Genomic DNA, 24,453 nt, shown 5'->3' on the forward strand with positions numbered 1-24,453 from the left:
CTGGTAATTGATATTTATTAAGTCCGATTGAAATGAGGAATTTAAAAGGGGTTGCAGTCCTTTAACTCATCGACGAGGAACTGCGATCGTAACTCATGCGTGAATTTGAGTTAGGTTTCCCTTGAATCGTGCTATAATAATCCCCAACATCATCGATACCTACTTCTTGAGCAGAACGGTTGAGCATCGACTGCTGACGGTTCTTGATATTCTTGTGATGACCCATCATTAAAGCTCGTGCTTGATCTTGAGTACCCATGGTTTTTGTCTCCTGCTATATGGAATTAACTGATTGAAAAAGGGTTGAAGTGCTTTAACTCATCGACGAGGAACTGCGATCGTAACTCATGCGTGAATTTGAGTTAGGTTTACCTTGAATCGTGCTGTAGTAGTCACCTACATCTTCCATACCTACTTCTTGAGCAGAACGGTTGAGCATCGACTGCTGACGGTTCTTGATATTCTGGTGATGACCCATCATTAAAGCTCGTGCTTGGTCCTGAGTACCCATGTTTTTTGTCTCCTAGTGATTTGAGTGGGTTTTTTCCCCCACGCTTACTACTATACTATAAAATTCTGTAGTCTATTTTACAAAATGCCAGAAGTTTACAAAATTTAACATTAGTTTCAGAACAAAAAGGCGATCGCATTCTGACAAAAAAGCCCCAGCCCCCTTAGTGGCTAGGGTTGATCGGATGATAGGAGGGTTAGATCGCGGGTAGGGGTGAGGCTACATCACAGGTCGATAGACCCGATAGTTAATGTTGGGGAAGATATTATCGAGAGTTTCCACCTTTTGGAGCCATCCCGCATCAATTTTACCGATCTTGATATCCTCATAAATCTTGTTAAAGCGCATGAGATGGGATTTAGTGCGGCGCACAGCATAGGGAACCATAGTCCCAGAACTGATAATAAAAGCCCAGTCAGAGGATTGAGCCAGCAGCAATTCCCGCGCCGCCTGATTGAGAGCCCGCAGTTCCAACTCATTAAGCGCTTCTCGACAAGCGAGGGAAATCATGCGCTCTGCCGCTTTATGTAAATGGGGATATATCCAGGAGTTAGTATGGTTAAGCCAATATTCATGAAATCCCTTATAACCCCAACTCGACTGAGCCGGACGACAGACCTGCTGGGTGGGGTAAGTCTGTAAATAATCAGCTAGATGGGTCATCGCGTAAACATCTTGATCAAACCAAGTCTTGCGGAACAGAAGATCTAGGAACCAAGGTCCTTCATACCACCAGTGTCCGAAAAGTTCCGCATCATAGGGAGAGACAATAATGGGGGGGCGCTGCATAATCCCCTGTAGGTGTTCAACCTGGCGCTCTCGGTTAAACATAAAATTCGCAGCGTGTTCCGCGACTTTTTGTTTAGCCCAATAGGGGTCATAGAGTTCTTTATCTGCTAGTCCTAAGTCGCGCCCAGTAATTTTGTGATATTTGATGCCCGTATTTTTTCGTTGACCGTTGGGCATGATATAGGGTTTAATATATTCGTATTCAGCTTCCCAACCTAAATCTTTATAAAACTCTCTATATTCGGGGGAGCCGGGATATCCTACCTGGGAAGACCACACCTGCTGGGATGATTCATGGTCGCGAGCAAAAACCGCCACTCCGGTTTCCGTAAAAATGGGGGCATAGGTACCAAATCGGGGACGGGGTTGGGCATAGAGTACCCCATGACCATCGGTGAGAAAGTAGCGTAAACCACAGTCGGCTACAATCCTTTCCAAACCATTATAATAGGCGCATTCTGGCAGCCAGATGCCTCTGGGGGGGCGACCAAAGTTTTCTTCGTAGTGTTCGCAGGCGACTTGGATTTGGGCGTGTACCGCTTGGGGGTACATTTTCATTAGGGGTAGATAGCCGTGGGTGGCTCCACAGGTGATAATCTCTAGGTTGTTGCTGTCTTGGAATTGCTTAAAGGCTGTAACTAAATCCCCGCTATATCTTTCCCAGAGGGTACGGGCTTCGGCAAATTCTTCAATATAATGTTTCGCTAGATAAACTAGATGGTCGTTATGTTGGTTGTGGTCAACTTCTTTCTCGACCAATTCCTGTAGTTTGGCTAAGTGTTGGTCGTAGCGTTCTTGCAAAAGCGGATCGCGGAGCATGGACACCAGAGGGGGGGTCAGGCTCATGGTCATTTTGAATTCAATGCCATCACGTTTGAGCCCTTCAAACATTTGGATCAGAGGAATATAGGTTTCGGTAATGGCTTCAAATAACCACTCTTCCTCTAATACATAGTCACTTTCGGGGTGTCTGACAAAGGGTAGGTGAGCATGGAGTACCAGGGCGAGATAGCCAATAGACATAATGATTTAGGGCAAATTAAGGATTTATAGGGAGTTAGGGTCCCGGTGGATTCACAATATGATGTTAAGATTTTAAATCACTATGGTAATCACAGGACAATGTTAATTCTACCGGAATTGGTCGGGCGGCGCTTTGATGGAATTGGCGATTGGGAAGCGATCGCCTGATTTCTTGGGGTGTCACATTCCCGTAAATGTGTTTTCACCCATAACTAGGGGGAAATATGCCGTAAAGGTTGACCCTTCGCCGATTTCACTGGCCACGGTGATGGCTCCTCCCATTAACTCACAAAATCTTTTGCTGATTGATAGTCCTAACCCGGTTCCTTCGTAGCGGCGGGTGGTGGAGTTATCCGCTCGCTCGAAGGGTTCAAAGATTTTGCTCATCTGTTCTGCTGTCAAGCCAATTCCCGTATCGATGACTTCAAAAGCCACCCAACCTTGTAATTCGTGTTCGTCATTGACTAAAACTGATGATGACAGATGTTCGCTACTATTGGCTAAGGTGTGGGATGGAAGCTGATCTATATAAATTACATTTAAGTTCACCCAGCCATTTTCTGTGAATTTGGCGGCGTTACTCAGAAGGTTAAGCAATACTTGTTTGACTTTGATGCGATCGGCATACATTCCCTCAACATCAGGGGTACAGTTGACTTTAAGTTGGTTATGATTTTTTTGGAATAATGGCTGCACCAGTGCTTCGATTTCTTTGATTAAGGTGGCAATATTAAAGTTTTCTAAGCAAACCGTCATCATCCCTGATTCTAATTTGGAAATATCTAAAATATCTTGAATAATAGTTAACAGATGTAGTCCTGATGCTCGAATTTGATCCAGGTCGGGAATAAAATCTGTATAGCCAAAATCCACAGCATCTTCTCGCAATAGTTCGCTATAACCAATAATGGCGTTTAAGGGTGTACGCAGTTCATGGCTCATACTGGCTAGAAATTCACTTTTCGCATGGTTGGCACTTTCGGCAGCATCTTTAGCTCGTTGTAATTCAATTTGAGCTAATTTACTTTGGGTAATATCACGGATGATTGCCAAAACTTCACTTTCTCCACTCACGACAATTCTGGCTTCAAAATGATGGCGTTTTTCATCAAAAAACCATTCATATTCAAATACTTGTACTTCCTGAGTAATTAGAGCTTTATTGACATTTTTTAGATAAAGATTAGCCAAATTATTCGGCAATAAATCATAAATACTCTGGTGTAGATAATCCAAAATTGACTTAATTAATTCGCCGCCCCTAGATGCTTTAAAGTCTAAAACAAGACCCTCTTGATTAAATCTTAGCATTAAATCGGGGATAGCATTAAGCAATGCTCTGTTTTTAGCCTCACTTTTTCGGAGTGCTTCCGCTCGTAGTTCTAAGCTGGTGATTAGTTGTTCCTTGCTTTCGACTAAATCTCGCAATTGTTTAGTCATTTTGTTAAAAGAATCCGCTAAAACCTGAAGTTCATCTTGGCTTTGTAAGTCGATTTTTAACTCTAAATCTCCGGCGGCTAATTCTTTGGTGGCGGCGGTCATTTGTTTAAGGGGTTCAGTAATTGAACGGCTAATTATCGAGGCGAGACAAGCTCCAGCAATGGCGGCAATCATAGCAATAATTAAACCCTGATTGCGGACGGTTGCCATTTTATTTTCTAAGGGTTGCGTCGAGAGTCCGACACTGACAGCACCCACGATTTTACCGTTGAAGGTAACGGCTTTTCCTCCCAATAGTTGTTGATTGTCATACTGCCAATTAAACAGGGTTTCTGAGGTGTTCAGTAACTCCACAACCCAAGGTGTCAGGTCGATATCATTGGTAAAAATCTCGGAGTTATAGACATCTGCAATTACCCTACCTTCGGCTTGATAGATATGACCGGAAACTAAAATTTGAGCAGTTCCTAGTTGCTCCATTAGTCGGGTGAGAAACTGAACATCAGAAACTTCCAAAGGTTCAGCGGCAGCAATAGATAGAGTTTCTAGTAATATATTAGCCTGTTGTTCTAGTTCTTGTTTAAAACTTTGTTGCTGAAGCTCAAGGGAAAGCCAGGTGACGCTGGTTACTACTATGATGACTAACCCGGTCATGGCTATAGTTAGTTTTTTGACTAGCGAAACTCGTTTACCCTGAAACTTTCCCATGTAAATCACCTATGATAAACCTAGTTATAAAAATATTGACATCAGTAATTACCGTAGCAATTGGTTTACACCCATTACTTACCAAAATCATGGAGAAACTCGCGAGAACACCTAAAGATAAAAGCAGAAAATTATTAAGATCAAGTGATTATTGGTGTATTGACCCCCCTATACCTAACACCCTACACCCTGCTTCTAGGGGAATGCACACCTGAGAGCAGGTGTCTATAAGTATTTTAACAGAACTTGTGAATTTGTTAGGCTGTTCGGGTGGTGAAAGTTCACTGGGAAAAGTTCCGGTTTTGCTGAAATTAGCTAGAATGATTTGGGGGGGTTTGTTGGCTGGGTGTGGGGGGTAAAATATAAATTAGACCGGAAATTAAGGTGATGGCTACGGCGAACCAAAATGTGCCGATCGCAATTGTTTCCCAAATGGGGGGAAGGGGAGCAATTAATAAAGCAATGGCGACTATTTGCACAACCGTCTTGATTTTGCCAAAAAGGTTGGCTCCGGAAATTTGGGTTTGATTAACTCGCCACCCAGCGATCGCTAATTCTCTCCCCAAAATCAGAAACACTCCCCAGGCGGGAATTTCGCCGATTTCTACCAGTGCTAACAGGGGAGCTAATACCAGCAATTTATCTACGAGAGGATCGAGGATTTTTCCTAGGTCTGTGACTTGGTTCAGTTTTCTGGCTAGGTAGCCATCTAGCCAATCGGTGGCGGCGACTATGATCAAAATACCTAGACAGATCCAGCGATTTTCTGGGGTGGGTTGATCTAGAGTCCACAAGATAAAGGGAATCCCTAAGAGGCGCGAGGTGGTGATTAATGTGGGTAAATTCATGATGGCAATATCTCTGGGTTTTAATGGGTTTTAATGGGTTTGTAAAAACTATTCCCGTCGCCAAATTTTGATGGTGTTGTCACTACTACCACTGGCGATGGTGCGATGATTGGGACTGATGGCGATCGCATTAATATCTTTGGTGTGTCCTACTAGGGTATCAATGGCGCTTCCTTCGTCGAGATCCCAAATTTTGATGGTGCGATCGGCGCTACCACTGACTAGCAGTGATTTTCGGTCTTGGTCGGGAGAGCGAATAAATGCAACAGTTCTCACCCAGTCTTCGTGTCCGGTTAAGGTTTTTAGGAGTTGCTGAGTTTCCAGATCCCATAGTTTGATGGTGTTGTCACTACTGGCTGAGGCGAGGATTTGACTATTGGGACTAAAGGCGATCGCATTAATATCCCGCTCATGTCCTAAAAGTTGCCCTAAGTGTTCCGCACTATTTACCCCCCACAGGTGGATCGAATTATCGCTACTTGCTGCTGCTAACAGTTCCCCATTGGCTGATATAGCAATGCCATTAATCCCCCGCAAATGTTGTAAAGTGTGGCATAGTTGACAGGTGGAAAGTTTCCAGATTTTCACGGTTCCATCGTCACTACCACTGGCAATAATATCGCCTTGGGGACTGAAGGTGATAGACATGGAAACTCGGTCGGTTTCATGAGCCGCAATGGCGATCACTTCTTCGCTGCTTTCTAGGTTCCATAGATGAATCTGACCGTCACCACTACCCCCCGCTAAGAGTTTTCCATCAGGACTAAAGGCGATCGCCAGAATGGGTTGAGAAGGACCTAGTAAAGATATAATCCATTCTCCCGTCTCTGGTCGCCATAGTCGAATAGTGCGATCGAAACTACCTCCCGCCAAAATATTACCATCGGGACTAAAGGCGACACAAGATACAGAACTCCAATAGTCGCTCAAAGTTTGGGGACGTTTCCAACCCACACTATTTTTAGCCGAGGGGAAGCTAACTGGTTGCGTAATTACGCTAAGTTGGTTACTACGAGCATTTAGATCTTGCAGAACTTCTGACGCTGATTGATAGCGGTTATTAGTCGCATCTTCAATCAGCCGATTCAGAATTTTTGTCAGTTCATCACTGATGGGATTATTCACTAAATAATGATGCCACACCCAGCAAAATTCTCCAGTATCAAATAAGTCGAACGGTGACATTTGCGTGAGTAGATGTATACAAGTGACACCTAGACTATATAAATCACTAGCAAACGAGGCTTTTCCTCTTAGTTGTTCCGGAGCAATATATTCCGGTGTGCCAATTATAGTTCCTGTGCGTAGTAAAGCACTACCGATCGCCTCTTTAGCCGCGCCAAAGTCTACCAGCACCAATTGTCCGTTAGCAGAACGGATAATATTCTCTGGTTTGATGTCTCGGTGGATAATATTCTGAGAATGTACAAATTCTAGCACTGGCAATAAGTTAGCCAGTAGGTAGCGAATTTGAGACTCGTTAAATACTCCCCTCTTGGCGAGGATTTCCGATAAATTATCACCCTCAATATATTCTAGCACCAAATACTGGCTATTGTCAACTTTAAAGTAATTAAAAATTTGGGCGATTTGTGGATGTTTACCGAGATTTTCTAAACGGGTGGCTTCTAGTTCAAATAGTTCCGAGGCTTTGGCGAGACTTTCCCGACCTTTCCATTGGGGGGAGAAGTGTTTAACCACACAGGGAGAATTAGCCGAATTTTGCTGATCTATCGCTAAGTATGTCGTACTAAATCCCCCTTCTCCTAAGCATTTGATGATTCGATAGCGTCCAGCAATTATCTGTTCAGTTTTCATAGTAAGTTAGCTGTGAAGGTGAACAACAGTAATAGGGTAGAAATTTGCGTGATTACCCAGATTTTCATTAATGGTCTCGGTCAAATTGGGAGAAATCATTAAACCAACCTCGTTTCCAAAAAAAGTAAATTAAACTACCCGCCATAATTGCCATTAATGCTAGGGATATTGGATAACCATAATACCATTTTAATTCTGGCATATTCCAGGGGGAGATTTCCGGGTCAAAGTTCATTCCATAGATACCGACAATAAAGGTTAGGGGAATAAAAATTGTCGAGATGACCGTTAAAACTTTCATGATTTCATTCATGCGGTTTCCCATAGACGACAGGTAAATACTAATCAGATCTGAGGCTAACTCCCGGTAAGTCTCCAGCATATCGCGAATATTGACTGTATTATCATAACAGTCTCTCAGATAAACTCGCACTTTCTTGCTGACCAATTTATTTTTGTCGCGAATCAGGATATTTAAGGATTCTCGCTGATACCAGATCGCGCGACGTAAAACAATCAGATCCCGTTTCGTTTTATAGATATTCTGCATGGTTTTGGATTGTGGCTGAAACAAAACCTCATCCTCTAAATCTTCTAGCATATCGCTATAGACTTCTAAGACCGGGAAAAATTCATCAATAATCGCGTCTAAAATAGCATAAGCCAGATAGTCCGTGCCATATTTGGTAATATTACCTTGATTTTGGCGAATCCGATTTCTGACAGGTTCTAAGCAGTCATATTTAGGCTTTTCTTGAACTGTGATTACATAATGTTCCCCTAAAATAATACTAACCTGTTCTTTATGTAGTTTTTGAGACCGGGGACTTAACATGACCATCCAAGCGATAATTACTACATGATCGGGATTGTCATAATAAACAACTTTCGGACGCTGAGGAACATTCACCACATCTTCTAAAGCAATGGGATGAAGGTTAAAAATTTCTGCCATCTGTCGCCAGGTTTCTAAGTTTCCTAAACCTTGTATATCTAACCAGGATATACATTCAGAATCATGATAACGAGTATATTCTGAGGGACTGTTGATGATAGTACGCATAGCAGTAGTCTGGTTGTACTCAATTACCACCAGTTGAGGGGGAGCTGCATCAATTTTCAGGTCTAGGGTTCCGGGGAGGGTTCCGGGTTCGTCAAAAAAATAGTCTAACTCTGATTGTTCTTCGTCTTCTTCGGTGATTTCTAATTCTGGGTCGGGACTAGATGGGGGTTTGACATTTGAGGTCATAAAATATACGATCGCCATAAATTACTATGATGATTATTGTATCGAAATTCCCTCTAAGTTTAAATAGGCGATCGCAGTTGCTGGATGACCAATTGTTTAAAATCTGGTTAACAAGTTAATTTCACTAGCCAGATTGAGTCTATCCCATATCATTAAATCATAATTTATCTCAGACTAACTGTGGACGCAACACTATTTCAGTCGTTGCGTCCCGATTTGCTTCTTTCAATAGTTGGCGATACCTAATTCCTGTTGGAGAGATTGATGATAACGAGCATATTGCCAATTTACCGCTTGTTTAATTTGGGAAACCCGCAAATTGCGAGCCTGAGTAAAATCAGCATCTTGGAGATTAGCACCCTCAAAAATCGCGTGTTCTAAATCTGCCTTGCCCAAATTAATACCCGCCAAATTAGCATTAGTTAGATCCGCACCTTTGAGATTAATAAAAAACGACTTTTTGGAAAAATTAGCCTGCATGATACTGTCTCCCTAGATTTTGTGCTTTGATATAGCAGTCACCAGGACAGTTATTAAACAGACCACCCCCCCATGGATAGGGGAATTGTTCTCCTGATTCCCGATTCCCTGCTATGGCTTCCATTGTGCCACAGATAACAAATAGTTTCTGTGATATTTAGCCTAGAGATTAGTAAACTTAGTCAATATTGAGAGTGACTGAGGTATAATGAAACAGTGATCTAGATCAATCCTGCTATCAAATCATGATGCCATCCGAGATTTGAAGTAGTGCCAGGGGTTCTGGGTATCAGGACAGTCGAGAAACTGCGCTAATTGGAGACCAAAAACTAAACTAATGATTTGATAATTAAGATATAACTAAGATAAATAGTAAAGGAAAATTCTACCATGACGACAGCAAATGATGTTCTGCGAGTGGCGGCGGCGGAAATAGGCTACACTGAATCACCCCCAAACAGTAATCAAAATAAATATGGTCAGTGGTATGGTATGAATCATGTGCCTTGGTGCGCGATTTTCGTCTCCTACTGCTTCGATCGCGCGGGTCTGACCCTACCAATTCGCACCTCCAAAGGATTTGCCTATTGTCAAGATGGAGTACATTGGTTTCAGAGACAAGGTCGATGGTTTTCTCAGCCACAGGTTGGGGATGTGGTATTTTACTGTTGGCGGGGAGACGGAATTTCTGATCATGTGGGAATTGTAGAAAGTATTAATTCTGATGGTAGTGTCACCAGTATTGAGGGTAACACAGCGGTTGGTAATGAATCTAATGGCGGAGCAGTCATGCGTCGCCAACGTCGTCCTGGGGGGATTATGGGTTATGGTCGTCCGGCTTATAAACAACAGCCTACACCAGCATCTACAACCCAAAACACTACTCAAACTTCCCCGACTCCTGAAACCCGTCAACAACCCCAAACTGATACAGTCCCAGAATATCACCGCAACCTCTTAGATGCTTTGACTCGGCGTGATTCTTCTTCTTAGTAGTCTAAGAAACCCGGTTTCTTAAATAATAAAGAAACTGGGTTTATGAGTTCTTCTTGGTATCTAATCACTAACTGTTAATACTTACCACATCAGAGGATTATGCCACCAGCTAATTTTCATCAAGTTTTGGAACTAGCAGAGTCTCTGTCGGAGTCCGAGCAAGATTTTTTAATTGAAATTCTGCAAAAACGATTATCCGAAAAAAGGCGGAAAGAAATTGCTGAGAGTATTGTTGAGGCTCATGCTGAATATAAACAGGGCAAAACTCAACAAGTGAATGTTGATGATTTAATGGCGGATAAAGAAACCCGGTTTCTCGAAGAAACCGGGTTTCTCTGGGGTTGGCACTGAGCTATAATGATGCTATACTTAGATTTGAAAATAATCCCCATATTCAGGAAGCGTGGGATTATTATTGTGATATTTGGCGATTTCATAGCAAAATTCCCGTTAGGTCAGCGCGCCTAGAACCTGGAAATTGCGATCGCTTACTATCAAGACGCTTTAGAAGTGAGAACCCGCCAAGCTTTTCCTTACAATTATGTAGAAACATCATTTAATTTAGGGTTTGCTTATCAAGCATCTCAACAATGGCAACTCGCTTATGATACCTTTTATAATGCCATTGAAACCCTCGAAGATATCCGGGCAGAAATTGTTAAAGGGGGAGATGCAGATAAACAGAAATTCGCCGAAAAATGGCAGAAACTTTATCAAGCAATGGTGGAAGTTTGTATCGAACTGAAAAACTATACCGCCGCCATTGAATATGTGGAACGCAGTAAAGCTCGTAACCTGGTTGAACTCATGGCAACCCGTGACCTTTACCCGAAAGGCGATATTCCCCAAACCGTCCTCGATGAACTCACCCGCCTGCGTCGAGATATCGAAACCGAACAACGTCGCCTGGAAATTGAAGAACGCAACCGCGACAACTTTGGCGGCGGAACAACCGGAGAACGCAGCGCTAATATCACCATCGCGCCAACTTCACCGCCAGACCGCAGCCGCCTCAACCAACTTCAGGAACAACTCGACAACCTGATTGACAGTAAGATTACCCCCATTGACCGGGACTTCCGCCGCACCCAAAAGGTTCAGCCTATGCCTTTTGCAGAAATTCAAGCCTTAACAGGGGAAAATACGGCGATTTTAGAATGGTATATTTTGAGCGATCGCTTTTTGGTGTTTATCGTCACACCCCCGACAAAACCCACGGCAACCGACGGGGAAAGGGTGACACTCTGGCAGTCGAGCCCGGAAGATTATCAACAATTAATCAAGTGGGCTGATGACTACTTAAATGCTTATCAAAACCGCACCAGTCAAGATTGGCAAAATACCCTGATTTCCCGCCTGCAAAAACTGGGGGAAATTCTCCATATTCATGAACTGCTCGCCACTATCCAGAAGACGGCTAACAAATGCGATCGCCTGGTTTTAATTCCTAACCGTTTCCTGCATTTATTCCCCCTTCACGCTATCCCCCTCGACCTATCGGGGGGAAATATCACCTATTTAATGGATCGATTTTCCGGCGGCGTTAGTTATGCGCCCAGTTGTCAACTTCTGCAAACGGCAAATAATCGCGATCGCCAGAATTTTTCCGAACTTTTTGCCATCCAAAATCCCACGGAAGATTTAGAGTTTACCAACTTAGAAGTTAAGACCATTTCCAGCTATTTTCAACCCCAGACTACTTTAGTTAAGAAACAGGCGACGAAAACTGAGTTAAATTCTCAACAAAAAACCAAACTAAAAACGGCCCATTGTCACCATTTTTCCTGTCACGGTTATTTTAATTTTACCAATCCCCTACTGTCGGCTTTATTACTAGCCAACTGCTACCTAGAACCGCCTCCCTCGCCTATCGATCGCAGTCGCCACCTACCTGTTAATAATAACAAAACTGTTGTTGATTTACGTCAATGTTTGACCTTGGGGGATGTGTTTACTTTAGACTTGGGTTCCTGTCGGTTGGTGACGCTTTCCGCCTGTGAAACGGGGTTAATTGATTTCCGGGCGAAAAGTGATGAATATATCGGTTTACCCAGTGGCTTTTTGGTGGCGGGTTCTACTAATGTGATAAGTTCTCTTTGGGCGGTTAGTGATATTTCCACGGCGTTATTAATGATTAGGTTTTATCAATTATTAAGGGAAGGTGAAAATATAGCGATCGCTTTAATTTCTGCCCAAAATTGGTTAAGAAATGCCACTAAAACCGAGTTATTAAATTGGATTGATAAAGCCAACTTAATGAAGTTAAGGATATCCTTGCAAAAAGTTAAAGATGATAAACCCTTTGCTTCTCCCTACTACTGGGGTGCATTTTGCGCGGTGGGTAAATTTTAACTCATTTCATCAAGTCACAGAAACCGGGTTTCTCAATTAGCACAAAAACCAGAAATTTGATATAATGGATGTAATACTGTGTTTAAAAATAAGTCTATGACTTTTGAGGAACAAAACTTAATCGCCTTTGTCCAACTGCTACAGGAACAGCCTCAATTATTTGCTGACTCAAAACATCAAGAACTACTTGATTTAATAGAACCCTTAGCAGATGATACTGAAACCTTATCCCTTGCTATATCTGAGTGGTATGAACAATATGATGATATTGTTGATAGTCAGTTAGAAATATTGAAAAAATATGATTCTGAACCAGAGTCAAAACCCAGCGATCGTTTACCGGGAACTAACAGCCTTTCCTCATCTTCTAGCCAACCTGAAAGCGCTAAAAAGTTATTAGAAAATAGCATTATGCAAAGTCAGAGTCAGCAAGTTAAACAAACTCCCCCCAAGACATCATCAACTGATAATTAATAGATGGTCACTGAGACTCAGTTAGAGACTGTTAAAAACCCCAAGTTAACCTTAATCGCCTTTCAACTGCGAAACACTTTGCTGTCGGGAGATGAACCCATTAAAACATCAGACCATCTATGGGAAAAATGCCGGGAATTGGGAATTAAGTTGGGTTCTCCTCAGTTACAAGACTTGATTAAACAACTCCAGAAACCTAACGGAAAAATCGGCTTTGCGTCAACGGATGATAACCCAGATAGCGACCATATACCACTGTTGAAACCTGACCCAGATACCTTTTTATATTTCTATGGTAAACCGGGTGCTAATCATCCTCAAATTCAGGGGGGAGTGTATCCGCTGCAAATTCATGATACCTACGCCGTTGATATTACTTTTTATCGACCAGAAGCCGTTGTTAAAGTCTCGGAATTGCACCAATTTCTCAATCCCAACTATTGCTTAATGCCGGATTTTATCCAATCTGATTTGGGACAAACTTTGCTATTTTTTGCTGAACCTATGGCGGTAGAAAATAAAAGCGATCGCCATTTCATCAATGCTTGTATTCGGGGATTATTTCCTCCCGCAGAAGCCGAACTTTTATTAAAACATCCACCCGGTGAGGGTCAGTTATTCGGAAGTCCGATTTTTGAATATCAAACCCCTAAAATTCATCTATTAATCTGGTTGAATAATTCCCCCCAAACTCAACAGTTAGAAAGCCAAGGGAAATATTATCAACCCTTAATTAATCTCTTATGTTGTCGCCATAAAATCCTCTATGCTTATCACCAGTCCCGTTGGTGTTATCAACAGGCGAAAAAACTCTATCAACAATTGTCCCCCCATCTCCAAATCATTCAAGGATTACCAGAACCCACCCAGCAAAAACTAGATATTTTAAAGGATGAATTAACTAAACTACCGGGGTTATCCTTTGAATATTTTAGCTATATTCAACAGATAAAAATTCACTTAAACACCATTGAAACCAACTTAAAAAACTATCAAACCTGTGTTAAAGACCTGGAAAATATTGCCCTATCTGAAGATAACTTACCTTTTTTACAGAAATTTCAAGCCACAGCCAGAACTACATTTATCGAACAAATAGAAGTCGATTTAGAGTATTTAATCCCCGTACAAGACTTGTTTTCAGAACTAATTAATACCATTCGCGGATTAGTAGAAATTGAACAAACAGAATGCGATCGCTCCTTAGAACACACCATCCAAATTCTCGGGGCTGGACTCGGTGCGGGAGGTATTGTCGCCTCGGCGGTTTCAGGTCATATTGAACAAGGTTTCCTGGTGAAAGATGACCAAAATCAATATATCTTAAATCCCGGAATTTATGCCTTATTTTGGAGTCTTTTCGTATTCCTGTTAGTCGGTGGTGTCGTCGGTTCTATCAATGGTGGGTTAATTGAGTGGTATAATAACTACTTGAAAAAGCGATAACCATCAAGGCTGAGGAATTTAAGGTTTTTTTAAGATTTTTCCCTTGACAAATCCCCCCTGATAGCATATTCTAGTAGGCAGACTATGGTAAGTTCAAAAATGCAGCGTATTTCAATCACACCTCGTCCTAACTGGCAAGACAAATGCGACGAGGTGGGATTTCATTTCTACGAACTAGATGGATTGTATTGGAACGAAAGGGTTTGTTATCAATTTACCAGCGAACAAATTGACGAAATAGAAGCGGCTACCCAGGAACTACACGAACTCTGCTTAGAAGCCGTTGATTGTATTGTGTCCGAACAACGTTATCAGCAACTGTCAATCGACCCAGATTTTTTTGAACTATGTTGTCGGTCTTGGACGCGGGAAGACCTGAGTTTATATGGTCGGTTTGACTTGGCTTATGATGGCGTTAACCCCCCCAAATTACTGGAATATAATGCCGATACTCCGACGGCTTTGTTAGAAGCCAGTGTGGTACAATGGATGTGGTTAGAAGAGGTTTTTCCTGATGCTGATCAGTTTAACTCAATTCATGAAAAATTACTAGCCCAATTCCAGACAATTTACCAAAATTCACCCCCACAAGGAAAGTATCTACATTTCACCTGCGAACGGGATACAGAGGAAGATTTGGGGACTGTTGAATATTTAAGAGATTTGGCGATGCAAGCAGGTTTTGAAACCAAACATCTATATATAGATGAAGTGGGTTGGGATTCTCATCGGATGTGTTTTTGTGATTGGGAATATCAGCCAATTAAGTTAATGTTTAAACTTTACCCTTGGGAGTGGATAGTTGATGATGAATTTAGCCAGTTTCTGCTGAATGAACCGATGCAATTGCTAGAACCACCCTGGAAAATGATTCTCAGCAATAAGGCGATTTTACCAATTCTCTGGGAATTATTTCCAGATCACCCCAATTTATTACCTGCTTATTTCGATTCTAGCCCCCTGCGACATCCCTACATCAGTAAACCTATTTTCTCCCGAGAGGGTGCTAATATTAGCATTTATTATGGCGATCGCACTTATCAAACCCCAGGGATATATCAAGATGTACCCGTGATTTATCAAGCCTACTTTCCCCTCCCAGAATTTCAAGGTTGTTATCCCGTGCTGGGTTCTTGGGTTATCGGTGGGGAAGCAGCCGGGATTGGTATTCGAGAAGATCGTACCCCCATCACCCAGAATACTAGCCAGTTTATCCCCCATTATTTCATCTAACTTTCAAGTTTGTCTTGCCAGCATAAAATAGCCTGTTTAAACTCATTGAGAGAGATAGTTTCGATGGGTTCATCATCTATAATCAAATTCTCAATGGTCACATTTTGGGGGGACAAACTCACATAATAAGCATTACCAGAACAGATACAATCAGCAATTTCGCCATTTTCTAACGCCGCAATTTGATTGCAGATATGCCTAATATATTCGCAGTTATCTTGAACATCCAAAGTTAAAAATTCCACTACCAGGCGGTGGGCGTTACTTTGTTGTTTCCACTCTGACCAGTCCCAATTAGTTTCCATACTCATCTTGACAACCTTAAAGGAAATCCTGTGTTAATTTTACCATCTGAATTAGTAGCCCCAGCCACGACGTATTGGCTGCCATCATTAGCCTGACAAAACCGATTATCTCCGCCGCCAGGGGTATTATAGCCACACCAAGCCCAATTAGGAGCGTTAGAAGGACATGATATCCTATTGTCGGCGGCGTGAGCAATGGAGTTAATTACCTGTGTGGGAGTACAGCGATCGGGAAACATAGTCGAAAATTTGGTGGCTTGAGATGACCCTTGATAAGTCCATTCTCCTGCGTAAATACCCTGACTATTGGCGGGTTGGGTAATGTTAAATCTGGCAACAGTGGCGGGATTTCTTCCCCCAGGACGCGAATGAAATCCTACCAGTCTCCCCCGTCGATTCAACTCTCCACAAAAAATATGTGTATGATTAACTTGTCGGTTATTATAAGCGGCTACCCAATGGCTGGAATTTAAACAGTTACTCGCTTTTCCGGGTTCACTAGCAGCAAACACAAATATAGCTACTGTTGCTATAAATAACCCTAAGATATTGATGAATTTGGCGACCTTCCGCCTAGGGGTTGTGGTTGTCATAAATTCTCCTGTGAATTTTATGGATTGTATCTATGGTGATTATGACCGTTATATGATAACATAATTTTAGGCAATTTTCCAGGGTAAGATGATGGGAGCATATCCCAGTCTGTAAACAGTATTGAGAAATTTTGGGCTAAAATGAGCGATCGCCTGTGGGTTAGAAAATTTACCCCTACCAGGAAATTACCTATAATCACTGTAATTATCCCTTTATTAGCATTGACGTTATGGGGATGTTCTCCGGTGGGAATAACACCAACACCCACCTTAGTTCAACAAGCCCTAACCATACAGATTAAAGAAATCCATCAACAACTCAAGCTACAATCAGATTTTGCCAGGTCTCCCCAATCATTTAAAATCACACGGGTAGCCATCTCGAATATGGAACCAATAATGATTAACAACCTCCAAGGATTTAAAGTTGAGGGAACCTATAACCTTAGTGTTAAATTTAGCGATCGCTGGTGGCGGGAACAGCAGAACCGATTTCAGATTTACCTACAAAGACAAGCCCAAGGTAGAATCTGGAGATTAGCACGTTTAGAAAATCAGACAAATCGATGGTCTACAGTGCCAATTCCCCATCGACGTTTTTAGGGATATCAGCCTGATTAATCATAACTTATCCCAAACGATGATTGCTTTCCATCTCCCAGGGTTCCGATTTAGCATCAGTCAACATCGGATTCTGGCTAGGCTTTAAAACCGATTGAATAGTCCGCAAAAAACGATTGGGTTGACCAGACTTAATCGCCTGACGTTCCTGGACTTTTTTCGCCAAATGTCGCATAACCGAGGCATCTAATTCATCAATAAAGTGTTCGGCAATGCGTTCTCCCACACATTCGATCGCCTCCGAATATTGAGCCATTAACAGGTCAACCGTAGCCGCCGCACCCTCCACCATTTCCTCATCAGATTTCGGGGTAGTTTCCGCCGATGAATTGGGGGAATGAGAGGAATTATTCACAGGTTGTGGAGGCTGATAATTGGTACGAGAAGGACGGCGGTTAAGTAGATTTTGATATTCATCAATAGTCATCCCCAAATTATGAAGGTGATGATGAACATGATCCAGCAAATCGATTTCTTGAGGGGAATAGGTGCTACGATTGCCATTTAATCCGTGCAGTGTTGCCCAGCTTTTGAGGAGGCTAGTATCATTAATGTTATATCGGTCTAATAATTGGGTAGTGGTTAAATCGGTCTCAGGGGTAGGCTTAAAATCACTCATCTAAATTTCTCCTTAAAACTAGATATCAGACAACCAGACCAGGGTTGAGACCCACCAGAGTCCGTAAATCATCCCTAACCCCGGTGGGGCTTCATCGCTACGACATAGATTATCATCAATAGGGCCGTGTCGTTCAAATTTTATGTAAATTTTAAGTTTTTATGGTAAAAATGAATATAGGGCTTCTTTATCTGTTTGAGAAAACTGCTATGCCAATCTACGATTATTTGTGTCCTAGCAATAACCGCAAGATTGAGGTGATGCACAGTATCAATCGGGAGGTGAAAACCTGGGGCGAGGTTTGTCAGTTAGCGGGTTGTGAAGTGGGGGATACCCCAGAAGATGCACCCGTCCGTCGCCTCTTGAGTTCACCCATGCTGTCTATTCCCACTTCTAATGCTGATTACAGAAATGCGGGGTTTACCAAGCTAGTCAAGCGAGATCAGGGGGTTTATGAGAATGTGACCGCCCAAGATTAATCGACTCCTAAATGAGTATCGCCATGGATTAACCCTCTCCTACTAATGGGAGGGCTAATCCTGGTTAATCATTTCGTCGGTAGATTAACCCGATTCACAGTATGAATTTGCCAATCTGGGCTAGTTTCTGGGTAATCTAGGCGGTAATGTCCCCCTCGGCTTTCCTTGCGAAAAGCGGCACTTCGCAGAATCAAATATCCGATATCTAACAGGTTGAAAGTTTCCGCCAACGCTTTCAAAGTTTTGCCCGATTCAGGAGATAATAACTGCATATTTTGCCGAGGATTCATGGTCAGCAAATATTTACTGATTTGTAATTTTTGCAACTCCTTGCGCCAATTTAAAACAATGGGGATAGCTGCTTCTAGGACGGTTTGGGTCCGACAAATTCCGGCACTTTCCCACATCAAAGCCGCCAAACTGTGGCGAATTTCCTCCATTTTCTCTAATTCTTGAGTATAATCAGATTTACCTTGCACCAATATCATCGAAGGTGTATAATCGATATATTTATGGTCAGTCAAATCCATTTCAATTTTGGATAATTGAGAAGCAAAAACCAAACACTCCAATAGGGAATTACTAGCCAAACGGTTAGCGCCGTGAACTCCGGTGCTGGCAGTTTCTCCAATGGCATATAACCCTGGCATAGAGGTGCGATTCATTAAATCACAGGTAATACCTCCCATCCAATAATGGGCAGCAGGAGCCACAGGCATAGGTTCATTAAAGACATCAATGCCCCAATGTTGACAGACGTTAATAATATTCGGAAAACGATGGCGAATTTTATCTGGTGGTATGGGTCGCATATCCAAATACACATTATCCTCAGCGGGGTGATCTGAGGTTTTTTGTAGGTGCATAAAAATGGCGCGACTCACGACATCTCTAGGGGCTAATTCCCCGGCTGGGTGATAGTCAAAGGCAAAACGCCGCCCTTGGCGATCGATTAAATGAGCCCCTTCTCCTCGCACAGCTTCACTAATTAAAAAATGGGGTGCGCCGGGTTTCATTAAGGCTGTGGGGTGAAATTGGAAAAATTCTAAATCTCGGACCGCAGCCCCCCCTCGCCATGCGATCGCAATGCCATCTCCGGTGCTAACTTCGGGGTTAGTAGTTTTGGCGAAAACTTGACCGCCGCCACCAGTGGCTAATACGACAGCCTTAGCTTGTAGCCAGCGAATTTGACTTTGATACAGGACACTAACACCCTGACAACGCCCAGTTTGAGGATTTGGCCATATACTTAAAGCGATCGCCCCAGAAACCACCTGAATATTAGGGCGTTTCAATACCGTAGCCATGAGGACATCAACGATCGCCCTTCCCGTAGTGTCGCGGGAGTGGAGAACCCTGGGATAAGAGTGGGCGGCTTCTAGGGTAGTGGCTAATTTTTCTCCAGCGCGGTCAAAGTCCACACCCAAATTCACCAAAAACTCGATCGCCTCCGCCGCATGGTCTACCAAAAACTGTACAGCTTGGCGATCGCATAATCCCGCCCCCGCCTGTAAAGTATCCTCCATGTGTAATTCTGGCGTATCTGGGGGATAAATAGCCGCCGCAATGCCACCCTGAGCCCAGGGACTAGAGCCACTTCCCAGGCTATCTTTAGTAACTAAACCGACGCGCAAATGAGGCGGAAGGCAAAGACTGGCATAGAGTCCAGCCGCACCACTTCCCACCACAATGATATCAAATTGATTAGGAATTTCCTCCGCCGACTCCGAGAACTCCGAAGTGGGGTTGGGGTTATGTTTCATGCTGTTAAATTCGACGCTTCCAACGAGTATATCGATTCTTTTCTGGAATTTCAGCAATTGCCGAAAAAAGCCTAGGGCCATGACCACCATCAACCCCAGACCAGGGGCGGCGGAATGGGTAGCAGTCCCCATTCCCCATTCCCCCCCATTATTTAGTTGGCATTTCTACCAAAAATTTACCATCTTCAAAAACAAAACTTTGCCCCCGTTTAATAAACCCTTTAAAGCCATCCTGTTCAGCATTAGGCAGCGAACCGGGCGGGTAGTGATACAGCCAAATTTTATTTTTAATCTTGTCCGGTAGGGTGATCAGTTCCTGATAGTGAGCATGAACACCCCCAGTAACTGGAGCCGTATTGCAATCATGAAAAATTAGATTAGCACTTTCATAAAAACCCTGCAATTGCTGCGGACAATACTTAGTATCCGTAGTCAAAAACACCTCAACTCCCCCCACCGAGAAACTCAGACCATAACTAGGAACATCCTGATATTTGTCTTGAATATGAATAGTAGGAACCAAAGTAAAATCAACCCCTTCCCAAGTAAAACCAGACCCCGGAGAAATCGGTTCAATATCAAAATAGGTTTCTAATGTAGCCAAATCATCCTCAATAGAAGTCATACTTCCCGCCAGACAATTATTCCATACCAGGTCAGCAAGTTCTTGGCTCAGGTAAAGTTTAGGGCGTGAGCAATTAGGGTCAAATTTAGTCGTAAACCCCATATATTCCAAGCCTCCCGTATGGTCAGCATGGATATGGCTAATATAAATATCAGTAACATCTCGATAAGACCATCCCAACTGATACAGAGAATGTCGCAGATCACTCCCACAGTCAATCAACAGTTTCCGATTATTTTCTGCTACCAGCATCATATTAGATTGAAAGTTATCAGCCCCCACGGTAAAGGCTGAACCCGAACCTAAAAATATTAGCTTCATGACATGATCAGGTCGATGGATGTTCAAATTTAATCATATAGCCTGGTGAAGTCCCACTAAAACTTAGATGGGGGGATCTGTTCAACTTTAATCAGCCCCTCCATTACTGACCTAACAATGGGAGCAGCCACCAATCCACCACTTCCCCCTTCTGGTTCATCCACTACCGCTACAACTACATAGCGAGGGTTGTCCACGGGGATAATACCAACAAAGCTGGTAATATAAGCCCCCTGATAATAACCACCCGTAGAACTAGCTTTTTGAGCAGTTCCGGTTTTTCCAGCAATGCGATATCCGGGAATGTGGGCATTTTTACCAGTCCCATCCGTAACTACAGTTTCCATCATCTCCAAAACGGTTTGGGCGGTTTCTGCGGAAAAAACCTGCTCCGGTTGTGGGATGGAAGTTTGCAAGTAGGACTGTCCCTGGCTATTAAACAACCCTTGTACGACATGGGGTGTTACCAACTTACCACCATTGGCTAAAGTAGCATTGATTTGGGCTAATTGCAGAGGAGTAATCGACAATCCCTGACCAAAGGAACTGGTAGCAATCTCAATCGGTACATTCACAAAGTCTTCAGCACTTTTCAGCAGACCAGTCGCCGCAAAGGGTAAGTCAACATTAACGACTTTCCCCATACCTAGACGCTGTAGACCCTGATAATAAACTTTTGGGTCCAGGCGTTGCACAATCCGCACCACGCCGATATTACTCGAATATTTGACGATATCGGTAATCGACACATTGCCCCTAGCACCTGCGGAACTATAATCAGCATTAGAGATAGTCCAAGGTCCGATCTGAATGCTACCTTCATCATTAATGTAACTATCTGGTGCGATCGCCTTAGCCTCTAAAGCTAAAGCCACTGCTATCGGCTTAAAGGTAGAACCGGGTTCATATAAATCCGTCAAAGCCCAATTTTTAAATAGTTCCTTGTCAAACTTATAGTATTGATTAGGATCATAAGAGGGTTCATTCACCAACGAAAGTATAGAACCATCTTCGGCATCCATAACAATCACAGTTCCCCGTTTGGCGTTAAAAGCCTCCACCTGTTCCGCTAGGGTGCTGCGGACAATGCGCTGCATACGAGAATCAATCGTTAGCCGCAATTCTAGGTCATCCATTTGGATAAAACCCCCAGCCAGTTGAGAGGGAACCCATGCGCCATTTACCGCCCGTTGGAACAGCAGGGAAGGCATACTACGTTTAAGCAGGTTTTCCTGACTATACTCAACTCCCGCTTGACCTCGGCCTTCTTTGTCTACATAACCCACAACATCAGCAGCTAAATTTTGTTGGGGATAAAGTCGCCGCCGCTCAGGAATTAATTCTAAGCCATCAATCTGTAATCGGAGAATCCTGCGCCTCACCTGTTCTGATAACCCATCCGCCACCTTTAGACCACTCTGGGCTACATTAAATAAATTCAGCAGTTCCTGAGTGGTGGGACTGCTTAGATCAGTCCTTACCACTACTCCGGCTAGTTGCTGGGCGATTTCCTCGGGCGGGCTTTTAAACAAAACTGGGTGAGCATACAGGGTATATACCTGCTGATCAAAAGCCAGAATTGTACCATTGCGATCGCTAATGGGACGACGGGGAATAAACGGTAGAGAACGCTGTTGTTGCTGATATTGAGCTTTTTCTTGCAGAAAAGGACCTTCGATGATTTGCAGATGAAATACGCGAATACCTAGCCCGAAAATTCCCGCCAGTAGGATTAACCACACCAAGTACAGGCGAACCGGACTGCATTTAGCGGACTTAATCGGCTTTGGCCTCCTGTGGGAGACTCTGCTAGAGGGTTTAGAGATTAGATTTTTTGGGGGATGGTAAACACTAGCAGAACCTGGCGATCGCATAGTGTCGCCTTGGCTGTATCGCTTCTTGATTCTGCCCCGTAATGGTTGACGATTACCACGGGAAGAAAAACCAGATTCATGCGATCGACTCGAACCCGAAGAATAATCAGAAGAAGCCATTGGCTATTTCACCCTGCTAGTATTAACCAACTGTGTTCGATCTTTACGCGCCATTGTCCCAGAAGCACTCCTATCATGGGTCGAGAAGCATTACCTGACTGCTAATAAGCCAAAGGCCGATTTGTTTGAGGAGGCGAAGACCAGGGAGGATTGACAATCGAGGAAAGTTCTCGCCCCGTAGCTGGACGCGGAGGGGCTGGTTGCACATATATAATATGATCAGGGGTAGGAATTTCCAAACCCGCATCAGGGTCACCGGCCGATTCTACAATAGTATGTTTGAGTATTTCCTTAGCCAGGCGCAGTTGTTGCTCTTGTTGTCGCAGATGTTCTAGTCTCGGATATTGTCCTGTCCAGCGAGACTCCCCATAAACCTTCAGCCCATAGAAAGTCATAGCACCCCCCATCAAAACACAGGCTGCGATCGATGACAGTTGTTTAACAGTAATTAGAGATTTTAACCATAGGGGTAGATCTTGCGCCCTCGGTAGAACTTCCACCACTGTGGTTTTAGCCTCTATGGTGCTGATGGGAGGTTCCTGGCGGGAGTAGGGAGCCGGTTTTACCCGGTTATGACGAATGCGATCGAGAGAAACCACATTGTGAGGATTTTGGACCACAACAAAAGGGTTCACCTCGACCCGTTTACTGGGGCGGCGGGGTTTAAACGCAACAGCCATCACTTACACCTGATCACAATGTTTAGTTACTTAGTTTTGCCCAGACCTGATCCGGCAACCACAAAAACCTACGGTTATAGTACCACAGATGATATGCTCTGGTATATCTTGAACAATTAATTGATTTTGGCTGATAAATTAAATGTCCCAAGTTTCACCCAGCTTTGTATACTTGTGTTAAATTAGCCACCAATCCAAATGCCCGATTTTGTAACGGCAATACTTGGGGGGAAACTCCTGGGACCCGATCGCGGCTCAAATTCACCGAGCAATTAGCCAATTGGCGATCGAGGAATTAAGGCTGATTGGAACCGATGATCTAGCTGACAGTTGACCAATGTGGTTGTGTGCTGCCTCCAGAACACACACCGAAACCTGGCTGGCTACCCCATAGCCTAAATGCCTTTTTCGATCTAGGGACTGTAGGTTCAGAACCGCGTTTCTGTGCTGGCAGTCGAAGAAATCCCATTAAATTGAATTTGTGGGAGCATGATTTAATCTCAAATTAGGTTAACATTTTACGGCAATACGGTATAATACCAAGTATGGTGCGAGACCTTCGGGTATGAAATAGAGCTGAAATGGGCGTGGGGACTACCCTGTGAGGACTTCAACCCCTTGGTTGATTGGATCGCATCCCTGGCCATCCCATAACACAGCCGGATTTTTTGGCCCACCTTCGAGACTTCCAATATGGTTGCCAAGGTGAAGCGTCTAATCAGGTCTAAGACTGCCCGCGCCATGCTGACATGGGCGCATTATCGATTCAAACTAACCCTGAGACATAAGCGCGGAAATAACTGGAACCACAGTTGTAGATGTGACCGAAGAATACACCAGCAAAACCTGTACTCACTGTGGTCATGTCCATTCCCAGCTAGATGGCTCAAAAGTGTTCCGATGTCCTGAGTGCGGGTTCACTCTACCACGGGACTGAAACGGTGCTTTTGGAATCTTTCTAAAAGCTTTGCGGGATACCGCCTCTGTTATCTTAACGGGTAATAGTGCTATCGTCGCATTGTCCGGGAACAACCGGAAAAATGTCGCGTAAATGTATCAGTGTTAACTCTAGTAATCTTTTTGTTG

The 24,453-nt window shown here is 43.4% G+C and carries 24 protein-coding genes and 1 pseudogene; 10 read left to right on the forward strand and 15 right to left on the reverse strand.

Annotated features, from left to right (window positions below; all coding sequences use genetic code 11):
* Positions 1-61: 61 nt before the first annotated feature.
* The 3 genes from gifA (NLZ44_RS15660) to NLZ44_RS15670 form a co-directional block, all read right to left on the reverse strand.
* On the reverse strand, positions 62-259 hold the full coding sequence (gene gifA / locus NLZ44_RS15660; protein WP_493750402.1) for a glutamine synthetase inactivation factor IF7A: 198 nt from the start codon (positions 257-259) through the stop codon (positions 62-64).
* Positions 260-313: 54 nt separating this feature from the next.
* A complete protein-coding gene (gifA, locus tag NLZ44_RS15665; RefSeq protein WP_493750403.1) occupies positions 314-511 on the reverse strand; it encodes a glutamine synthetase inactivation factor IF7A in 198 nt (65 codons plus the stop codon).
* A 219-nt stretch (positions 512-730) separates the two neighbouring features.
* Entirely contained in the window at positions 731-2,323 is a 1,593-nt protein-coding gene (locus NLZ44_RS15670) for a glycoside hydrolase family 57 protein (protein WP_493750404.1), read from the reverse strand.
* 45 nt (positions 2,324-2,368) lie between these two features.
* Between NLZ44_RS15670 and NLZ44_RS15675 the strand changes: the two genes are divergently transcribed.
* Entirely contained in the window at positions 2,369-2,491 is a 123-nt protein-coding gene (locus tag NLZ44_RS15675; RefSeq protein ID WP_493750405.1) for a hypothetical protein, read from the forward strand.
* Positions 2,492-2,503: 12 nt separating this feature from the next.
* Here NLZ44_RS15675 and NLZ44_RS15680 read toward each other — a convergent pair whose 3' ends face one another.
* The 5 genes from NLZ44_RS15680 to NLZ44_RS15700 form a co-directional block, all read right to left on the reverse strand.
* A complete protein-coding gene (locus NLZ44_RS15680; RefSeq protein ID WP_493750406.1) occupies positions 2,504-4,471 on the reverse strand; it encodes an ATP-binding protein in 1,968 nt (655 codons plus the stop codon).
* Positions 4,472-4,782: 311 nt separating this feature from the next.
* A complete protein-coding gene (gene pgsA, locus NLZ44_RS15685; RefSeq protein ID WP_493750407.1) occupies positions 4,783-5,319 on the reverse strand; it encodes a CDP-diacylglycerol--glycerol-3-phosphate 3-phosphatidyltransferase in 537 nt (178 codons plus the stop codon).
* Between the two features lie 48 nt (positions 5,320-5,367).
* Entirely contained in the window at positions 5,368-7,137 is a 1,770-nt protein-coding gene (locus NLZ44_RS15690; RefSeq protein WP_493750408.1) for a protein kinase domain-containing protein, read from the reverse strand.
* A 67-nt stretch (positions 7,138-7,204) separates the two neighbouring features.
* On the reverse strand, positions 7,205-8,404 hold the full coding sequence (corA, locus tag NLZ44_RS15695) for a magnesium/cobalt transporter CorA (protein ID WP_493750409.1): 1,200 nt from the start codon (positions 8,402-8,404) through the stop codon (positions 7,205-7,207).
* A 207-nt stretch (positions 8,405-8,611) separates the two neighbouring features.
* The gene (locus NLZ44_RS15700; protein ID WP_111891445.1) at positions 8,612-8,866 is read right to left on the reverse strand and encodes a pentapeptide repeat-containing protein; all 255 of its coding nucleotides are present in this window, start codon (positions 8,864-8,866) and stop codon (positions 8,612-8,614) included.
* A 390-nt stretch (positions 8,867-9,256) separates the two neighbouring features.
* Here NLZ44_RS15700 and NLZ44_RS15705 point away from each other — a divergent pair, with 390 nt between their 5' ends.
* The 6 genes from NLZ44_RS15705 (at position 9,257) to NLZ44_RS15730 (ending at position 15,367) form a co-directional block, all read left to right on the forward strand.
* Positions 9,257-9,859, forward strand: coding sequence for a CHAP domain-containing protein (locus tag NLZ44_RS15705; protein ID WP_493750410.1), 603 nt, complete (start codon positions 9,257-9,259; stop codon positions 9,857-9,859).
* Between the two features lie 102 nt (positions 9,860-9,961).
* Positions 9,962-10,213: a hypothetical protein gene (locus NLZ44_RS15710; protein ID WP_493750411.1), complete on the forward strand. Its 252-nt coding sequence runs from the start codon at positions 9,962-9,964 to the stop codon at positions 10,211-10,213.
* Between the two features lie 159 nt (positions 10,214-10,372).
* Complete coding sequence (locus NLZ44_RS15715; protein WP_493750412.1) at positions 10,373-12,214, forward strand: CHAT domain-containing protein; 1,842 nt, start codon at positions 10,373-10,375, stop codon at positions 12,212-12,214.
* A gap of 96 nt (positions 12,215-12,310) precedes the next feature.
* Positions 12,311-12,688, forward strand: a complete 378-nt coding sequence (locus NLZ44_RS15720; protein WP_493750413.1) for a hypothetical protein — start codon at positions 12,311-12,313, stop codon at positions 12,686-12,688.
* A 3-nt stretch (positions 12,689-12,691) separates the two neighbouring features.
* Positions 12,692-14,134 carry a hypothetical protein gene (locus NLZ44_RS15725; RefSeq protein ID WP_493750414.1) on the forward strand — a complete coding sequence of 481 codons (1,443 nt, stop codon included), beginning with the start codon at positions 12,692-12,694 and terminating at the stop codon, positions 14,132-14,134.
* 99 nt (positions 14,135-14,233) lie between these two features.
* Positions 14,234-15,367: a glutathionylspermidine synthase family protein gene (locus tag NLZ44_RS15730; protein WP_111891711.1), complete on the forward strand. Its 1,134-nt coding sequence runs from the start codon at positions 14,234-14,236 to the stop codon at positions 15,365-15,367.
* On the opposite strand, the gene NLZ44_RS15735 is transcribed toward NLZ44_RS15730, so the two are convergent.
* Together NLZ44_RS15735 and NLZ44_RS15740 are read right to left on the reverse strand one after the other, a co-directional pair.
* Positions 15,364-15,678 (reverse strand): hypothetical protein, encoded by a 315-nt coding sequence (locus NLZ44_RS15735; protein ID WP_493750415.1) that lies wholly within the window; start codon positions 15,676-15,678, stop codon positions 15,364-15,366. The genes NLZ44_RS15730 and NLZ44_RS15735 overlap by 4 nt on opposite strands.
* The gene (locus NLZ44_RS15740; RefSeq protein ID WP_493750416.1) at positions 15,675-16,265 is read right to left on the reverse strand and encodes an EndoU domain-containing protein; all 591 of its coding nucleotides are present in this window, start codon (positions 16,263-16,265) and stop codon (positions 15,675-15,677) included. Before NLZ44_RS15740 ends, NLZ44_RS15735 begins: the two co-directional genes overlap by 4 nt.
* Positions 16,266-16,406: 141 nt before the next feature.
* On the opposite strand from NLZ44_RS15740, the gene NLZ44_RS15745 reads away from it, so the two are divergent.
* The gene (locus NLZ44_RS15745) at positions 16,407-16,868 is read left to right on the forward strand and encodes a hypothetical protein (protein ID WP_111891707.1); all 462 of its coding nucleotides are present in this window, start codon (positions 16,407-16,409) and stop codon (positions 16,866-16,868) included.
* Between the two features lie 25 nt (positions 16,869-16,893).
* On the opposite strand, the gene NLZ44_RS15750 is transcribed toward NLZ44_RS15745, so the two are convergent.
* A complete protein-coding gene (locus NLZ44_RS15750; protein WP_493750417.1) occupies positions 16,894-17,505 on the reverse strand; it encodes a hypothetical protein in 612 nt (203 codons plus the stop codon).
* Positions 17,506-17,714: 209 nt separating this feature from the next.
* Here NLZ44_RS15750 and NLZ44_RS15755 point away from each other — a divergent pair, with 209 nt between their 5' ends.
* Positions 17,715-17,984, forward strand: a complete 270-nt coding sequence (locus NLZ44_RS15755; protein ID WP_493750418.1) for an FmdB family zinc ribbon protein — start codon at positions 17,715-17,717, stop codon at positions 17,982-17,984.
* A gap of 68 nt (positions 17,985-18,052) precedes the next feature.
* Here the strand turns inward: NLZ44_RS15755 and nadB are convergent, their stop codons facing one another.
* The 4 genes from nadB to NLZ44_RS15775 all read right to left on the reverse strand — a co-directional run bounded on the left by nadB (position 18,053) and on the right by NLZ44_RS15775 (position 23,367).
* Positions 18,053-19,828: an L-aspartate oxidase gene (gene nadB, locus NLZ44_RS15760; RefSeq protein ID WP_493753010.1), complete on the reverse strand. Its 1,776-nt coding sequence runs from the start codon at positions 19,826-19,828 to the stop codon at positions 18,053-18,055.
* A 67-nt stretch (positions 19,829-19,895) separates the two neighbouring features.
* Positions 19,896-20,693 (reverse strand): MBL fold metallo-hydrolase, encoded by a 798-nt coding sequence (locus tag NLZ44_RS15765; RefSeq protein WP_493750419.1) that lies wholly within the window; start codon positions 20,691-20,693, stop codon positions 19,896-19,898.
* 56 nt (positions 20,694-20,749) lie between these two features.
* Positions 20,750-22,687 (reverse strand): peptidoglycan D,D-transpeptidase FtsI family protein, encoded by a 1,938-nt coding sequence (locus NLZ44_RS15770; RefSeq protein ID WP_493750420.1) that lies wholly within the window; start codon positions 22,685-22,687, stop codon positions 20,750-20,752.
* Positions 22,688-22,788: 101 nt separating this feature from the next.
* On the reverse strand, positions 22,789-23,367 hold the full coding sequence (locus tag NLZ44_RS15775) for a hypothetical protein (RefSeq protein WP_493750421.1): 579 nt from the start codon (positions 23,365-23,367) through the stop codon (positions 22,789-22,791).
* Between the two features lie 654 nt (positions 23,368-24,021).
* Here NLZ44_RS15775 and NLZ44_RS15780 point away from each other — a divergent pair.
* Positions 24,022-24,418 (forward strand): annotated as a pseudogene (locus NLZ44_RS15780) (zinc ribbon domain-containing protein); the annotation flags it as partial.
* Positions 24,419-24,453 lie beyond the last annotated feature (35 nt).

The sequence above is a fragment of the Arthrospira sp. PCC 9901 genome (genome assembly GCF_059013425.1).

Bases quoted from the DNA above. Each gene is read 5' to 3' on its own strand.
- NLZ44_RS15770 (WP_493750420.1), bottom strand. From the start codon at position 22,687: ATGGCTTCTTCTGATTATTCTTCGGGTTCGAGTCGATCGCATGAATCT.
- NLZ44_RS15720 (WP_493750413.1), top strand. From the start codon at position 12,311: ATGACTTTTGAGGAACAAAACTTAATCGCCTTTGTCCAACTGCTACAG.
- NLZ44_RS15730 (WP_111891711.1), top strand. From the start codon at position 14,234: ATGCAGCGTATTTCAATCACACCTCGTCCTAACTGGCAAGACAAATGC.
- NLZ44_RS15750 (WP_493750417.1), bottom strand. From the start codon at position 17,505: ATGAGTGATTTTAAGCCTACCCCTGAGACCGATTTAACCACTACCCAA.
- gifA (WP_493750402.1), bottom strand. From the start codon at position 259: ATGGGTACTCAAGATCAAGCACGAGCTTTAATGATGGGTCATCACAAG.
- NLZ44_RS15755 (WP_493750418.1), top strand. From the start codon at position 17,715: ATGCCAATCTACGATTATTTGTGTCCTAGCAATAACCGCAAGATTGAG.
- pgsA (WP_493750407.1), bottom strand. From the start codon at position 5,319: ATGAATTTACCCACATTAATCACCACCTCGCGCCTCTTAGGGATTCCC.
- nadB (WP_493753010.1), bottom strand. From the start codon at position 19,828: ATGGCCCTAGGCTTTTTTCGGCAATTGCTGAAATTCCAGAAAAGAATC.
- NLZ44_RS15735 (WP_493750415.1), bottom strand. From the start codon at position 15,678: ATGAGTATGGAAACTAATTGGGACTGGTCAGAGTGGAAACAACAAAGT.
- NLZ44_RS15705 (WP_493750410.1), top strand. From the start codon at position 9,257: ATGACGACAGCAAATGATGTTCTGCGAGTGGCGGCGGCGGAAATAGGC.
- NLZ44_RS15775 (WP_493750421.1), bottom strand. From the start codon at position 23,367: ATGGCTGTTGCGTTTAAACCCCGCCGCCCCAGTAAACGGGTCGAGGTG.
- NLZ44_RS15740 (WP_493750416.1), bottom strand. From the start codon at position 16,265: ATGACAACCACAACCCCTAGGCGGAAGGTCGCCAAATTCATCAATATC.
- NLZ44_RS15690 (WP_493750408.1), bottom strand. From the start codon at position 7,137: ATGAAAACTGAACAGATAATTGCTGGACGCTATCGAATCATCAAATGC.
- NLZ44_RS15700 (WP_111891445.1), bottom strand. From the start codon at position 8,866: ATGCAGGCTAATTTTTCCAAAAAGTCGTTTTTTATTAATCTCAAAGGT.
- NLZ44_RS15670 (WP_493750404.1), bottom strand. From the start codon at position 2,323: ATGTCTATTGGCTATCTCGCCCTGGTACTCCATGCTCACCTACCCTTT.
- NLZ44_RS15725 (WP_493750414.1), top strand. From the start codon at position 12,692: ATGGTCACTGAGACTCAGTTAGAGACTGTTAAAAACCCCAAGTTAACC.
- NLZ44_RS15710 (WP_493750411.1), top strand. From the start codon at position 9,962: ATGCCACCAGCTAATTTTCATCAAGTTTTGGAACTAGCAGAGTCTCTG.
- NLZ44_RS15680 (WP_493750406.1), bottom strand. From the start codon at position 4,471: ATGGGAAAGTTTCAGGGTAAACGAGTTTCGCTAGTCAAAAAACTAACT.
- NLZ44_RS15765 (WP_493750419.1), bottom strand. From the start codon at position 20,693: ATGAAGCTAATATTTTTAGGTTCGGGTTCAGCCTTTACCGTGGGGGCT.
- NLZ44_RS15745 (WP_111891707.1), top strand. From the start codon at position 16,407: ATGAGCGATCGCCTGTGGGTTAGAAAATTTACCCCTACCAGGAAATTA.
- gifA (WP_493750403.1), bottom strand. From the start codon at position 511: ATGGGTACTCAGGACCAAGCACGAGCTTTAATGATGGGTCATCACCAG.
- corA (WP_493750409.1), bottom strand. From the start codon at position 8,404: ATGGCGATCGTATATTTTATGACCTCAAATGTCAAACCCCCATCTAGT.